Origin of the sequence: Neptuniibacter sp. (genome assembly GCF_024231755.1) — a bacterium.
GTDB lineage: Bacteria > Pseudomonadota > Gammaproteobacteria > Pseudomonadales > Balneatricaceae > Neptuniibacter.
This window is the reverse complement of record NZ_JAAEQH010000335.1, coordinates 1-3,586: the sequence shown is the minus strand read 5'-3', so window position 1 is coordinate 3,586 and position 3,586 is coordinate 1. Positions and strand designations below refer to the sequence as shown.

General features: G+C 49.7%; 5 protein-coding genes and 1 tRNA gene. All 6 read left to right on the top strand.

Annotated features, from left to right (window positions below):
- Window positions 1-299, top strand: a 299-nt coding sequence (locus GY843_RS19455) for a hypothetical protein (RefSeq protein ID WP_297312169.1), incomplete at its 5' end; no start/stop codon positions are given.
- 175 nt (window positions 300-474) lie between these two features.
- Window positions 475-1,416 carry a DNA adenine methylase gene (locus tag GY843_RS19450; RefSeq protein ID WP_297312167.1) on the top strand — a complete coding sequence of 314 codons (942 nt, stop codon included), beginning with the start codon at window positions 475-477 and terminating at the stop codon, window positions 1,414-1,416.
- The gene (locus tag GY843_RS19445; RefSeq protein WP_297312165.1) at window positions 1,413-2,534 is read left to right on the top strand and encodes a restriction endonuclease, SacI family; all 1,122 of its coding nucleotides are present in this window, start codon (window positions 1,413-1,415) and stop codon (window positions 2,532-2,534) included. The genes GY843_RS19450 and GY843_RS19445 overlap by 4 nt, the downstream gene beginning before the upstream one ends.
- Window positions 2,527-3,153 carry a DNA-3-methyladenine glycosylase gene (locus GY843_RS21090; RefSeq protein WP_367183879.1) on the top strand — a complete coding sequence of 209 codons (627 nt, stop codon included), beginning with the start codon at window positions 2,527-2,529 and terminating at the stop codon, window positions 3,151-3,153. Before GY843_RS19445 ends, GY843_RS21090 begins: the two co-directional genes overlap by 8 nt.
- 195 nt (window positions 3,154-3,348) lie before the next feature.
- Window positions 3,349-3,421, top strand: a tRNA-Thr gene (locus GY843_RS19440).
- Window positions 3,422-3,452: 31 nt separating this feature from the next.
- Window positions 3,453-3,586 (top strand): GTP-binding protein (locus GY843_RS19435; protein ID WP_297312171.1); only part of this gene is annotated, 134 nt, incomplete at its 3' end.

Genomic DNA, 3,586 nt, shown 5'->3' with positions numbered 1-3,586 from the left:
TGCAGGCTGCCGGTGAAGCTACCGGTGCCGAAAGCTGTCTTCTGGGCCATTATCTGGCCGTTCAGGCCGCAAATAAGGGACACGAGAAGTCCCGGTTCTTGGCGGCGGCGGCTTATGATCGCTATCTGGTATTCAGCGGCAGGCCTCAAAAGTATGGGACACAATACGTTGCGGACAGTTTGGGGGTGATGTCGGTGTATCCGGTCGACTCTACCACCTCCGATTCCGAGCGAGTAGCCTGGGATGTCCGCCCGCTGGATCAGCTTCTGAAAGATATCGATCTTCGCAAGGGCCAATAGGACAGTGCCTTGGAGAGGTAAGGGGCAGGCGGCCGCCATTGGTGAAAACTGCGTCAATAGGATGATGAAATGTGATTGCTCTTGACGAGCAGAGTAGGCATCTTTGGACTGCTCCGTGTGGCTCCGAGAGAGTATGACATTTATAGAAATCGAGAAGGAAGTAGAAACAGTGCCCATGACAATGAATTCAACATCATCAGCAACAACCCGGAAGCGCCGAAATGGAAGAACAGCAACGCCGATTGTTGCTAATGGAAAACGGCGCAAACTAATAGCGTTTGGATGGTACGGTGGAAAGTTCTCACACCTAGACTGGCTACTCCCGTTACTACCGTCCTGCCATCACTTCTGTGAACCGTTTGGAGGTTCCGCGGCTGTTCTTTTGAACCGAAAGCCGTCACCCGTTGAAACGTACAATGACCTGGACGGTGAGGTGGTTCATTTTTTCCAAGTGTTGAGAAATCAAAAGACGAAACTCGTCCGCTCTCTTGCTTTGACTCCATTCTCAAGAGAGGAGTTTGCCATCGCTTGTGAACTTGACCCAAGCGTCAGCTCAATCGAGAGAGCAAGACGTTTCTATATCCGCGCTCGTCAGGTTCGAACGGGATTGGCTCAAACGGCCAGTCTTGGCAGATGGGCAAACTGCAAGAGCACGTCTCGAGCTGGTATGAGTGGAGTTATTAGTCGCTGGCTTGGTGGCGTAGAAGCTCTACCGAATATCGCAGAGCGGTTGCTTCAGGTACAGATTGAGAACCGACCGGCCGAGGATGTAATTCGGCTTTATGACTCACCAGGAACCCTGTTTTATTGTGACCCACCTTACGTGCATGATACGCGAGGCGACAGCAAAGCGTACGGCCACGAGATGACTGACCAACAACACCGGGAGTTGGCAGCAGCCTTGAACCAAGTTGAAGGCAAGGTGGCGATGTCGAACTATGAATGTGATCTTATTGATGAGCTGTACGTATCCCCGCAGTGGCACAAGACGCTCGGCCCAAAGAAAACAAACCATGCAACTAAAGGGACCCGGCAAGAGGTTCTCTGGACGAACTATAACCCTAATCAGATTGAGTCCGACAACGACACAATGACTCTTTTTAAGAAGGCACTATGACACCAGAGGAGATTTTAGACTCAATTCTTGCGACAGCGACGGCTTCACCAGAACAACAAGCTGTAGCCGATACCGGAATCCGGGAGAACCTCGAATATGTTTGTAAGTGCATTTCAAACCGAGCTGGCATTCGACTTCTGATGTCTTGCCTTCTTGCAAAGGTTCACAGGCGAAACGTCGACCCGCGTGAACCCTACACCGAGATAGACTCAGTCAATTCTTTTTCCGGCCGCACCTATGATGAAAGATATCTCACGCACTTCATCAATGAAAATCAACTTCCCTGCAATGTGACAACTGCATTTCTAACTCCAGCACTCCGCAATATTGATCGGGCACTAACAACTGATCTTGAGATTGTTGGACGACCCAGAGAGGTCTATACAGCGACACTGCAACTTCTCGACGACGTTCACAATGACAGAGCTTTCGCAGGAGACCTCCTCACAGATGCAGTTCGCATACTAATCCAACTGCGAGACGAGAAGCTCAATCGCATGGACCAGCTTATCAAGGAGTTGAAGGAAGGTCGAGGAGCAATACCCCTGTCATCTGAACAGATTGTCACTCTCATACAACAACACCTCGCCTGTAAGGGTGCGAGTAGACTAGCCGTACTCGTGGTCGCGGCAGCATATAAGGCCGCAGCCAATCGCATTGGAGAATGCAGCAAGCCCCTTCTTGCCCACAATGCAGCGGATCTTCAAACGAAAGCTTTAGGTGATGTTGAAATCTGTCTAACGGATGACGAGAATGTGGCTACCGCTTACGAAATGAAGATGAAGCGTGTAATGGCTGACGACATCGACGCAGCAGTGCAGAAAATCGTGAAGTCAAAACCACCTATCCACAATTACATCTTCATAACAACTGACGTGATAGATCCTTTGGTTGTGGAGCACGCGGCTTCTTTCTATGAAAAGACCGGCGGGACTGAAATTGCCATTCTCGACTGCATTGGTTTCACGAGGCACTTTCTCCATTTCTTCCACCGCCTTCGAGTTGAATTCCTCCAGGAGTATCAAGACCTGGTTCTCGGCGAACCCGATTCCGCTGTCAGTCAGCCGCTCAAAGAAGCTTTCCTTGCTCTCAGAAAGGCTGCTGAGTCCAATGAGTAGGACCAAGATCAACAACTCAGACATCAGATCCGCAGCAAAGCATCTGAAATCTACGGACGCCGTTCTCGCTTCATTGATCAATACAACTAATACCTATTCTGTTTATGGCCGCAGAAGCTCATTTGAATCTCTTGTCCGTATAGTGATCGGTCAACAATTGTCTACTCAGGCAGCAGCAACCATCTCTACCCGTGTCAAGGCCCTCTTTCGAAGCCAGACTATAAATCCTGCAAGGGTGTCAACTTTGGCGGACTCAGACTTTCGAAAAGCAGGCGTTTCTCACGCAAAGATATCAACTATACGCTCACTAACCTCAAAACTCGAACGAGGAGAACTCAGCCTCAGAAAACTCCCGTATCTCACAGACAATGAAATCATGACTCACTTGACAGCGATTAAGGGAATTGGACCCTGGACTGTTCAAATGTATCTCATGTTTGTGCTCCACCGCCTCGATGTCTTCCCAGCTTCTGACAAGGGTATTCTCAATGCTATGAACAGACTCTACGATGGGAACGGGGACGTACTTGACATCGAGCAAATAAGTGCTAGGTGGAGGCCTTTTCGAACAGTAGCTTGCTGGTATCTCTGGCGTTACCTTGATCAGGAGGTCACGTAATCAGCGTTTTTCGCCAAAATGAGAGTAGGTTTGGTATGTCGGACGGCCGCCAGGCCCCTTTTTCTGGCCTTATACTTAAATAAATTGCTTGACAGTAGTACGGCCCTCTCTATATTTAAGGCTCGCCAAATGGCGGGGTGTGCCTTTTGCGAAGGGCATACGTCATAAGTGGCTGACCAACAATGAAGTTGCGACGCCCAGATAGCTCAGTTGGTAGAGCACATCCTTGGTAAGGATGAGGTCACCAGTTCAATCCTGGTTCTGGGCTTTTTTTGTAGATGAGAGGAGAAGCCGGACAGATGGCGAAGGAGAAATTTGATCGCAGTAAGCCGCATGTTAATGTAGGCACGATCGGTCACGTGGATCACGGTAAGACAACGTTGACGGCGGCGGTCACGATGGCGATGGCTCAGAAGTTCAAGACGGCAGTCAG

Excerpts from the sequence above, each read along its gene's own strand:
- GY843_RS19450 (WP_297312167.1), top strand. The coding sequence starts at position 475 with ATGACAATGAATTCAACATCATCAGCAACAACCCGGAAGCGCCGAAAT.
- GY843_RS19445 (WP_297312165.1), top strand. The coding sequence starts at position 1,413 with ATGACACCAGAGGAGATTTTAGACTCAATTCTTGCGACAGCGACGGCT.
- GY843_RS21090 (WP_367183879.1), top strand. The coding sequence starts at position 2,527 with ATGAGTAGGACCAAGATCAACAACTCAGACATCAGATCCGCAGCAAAG.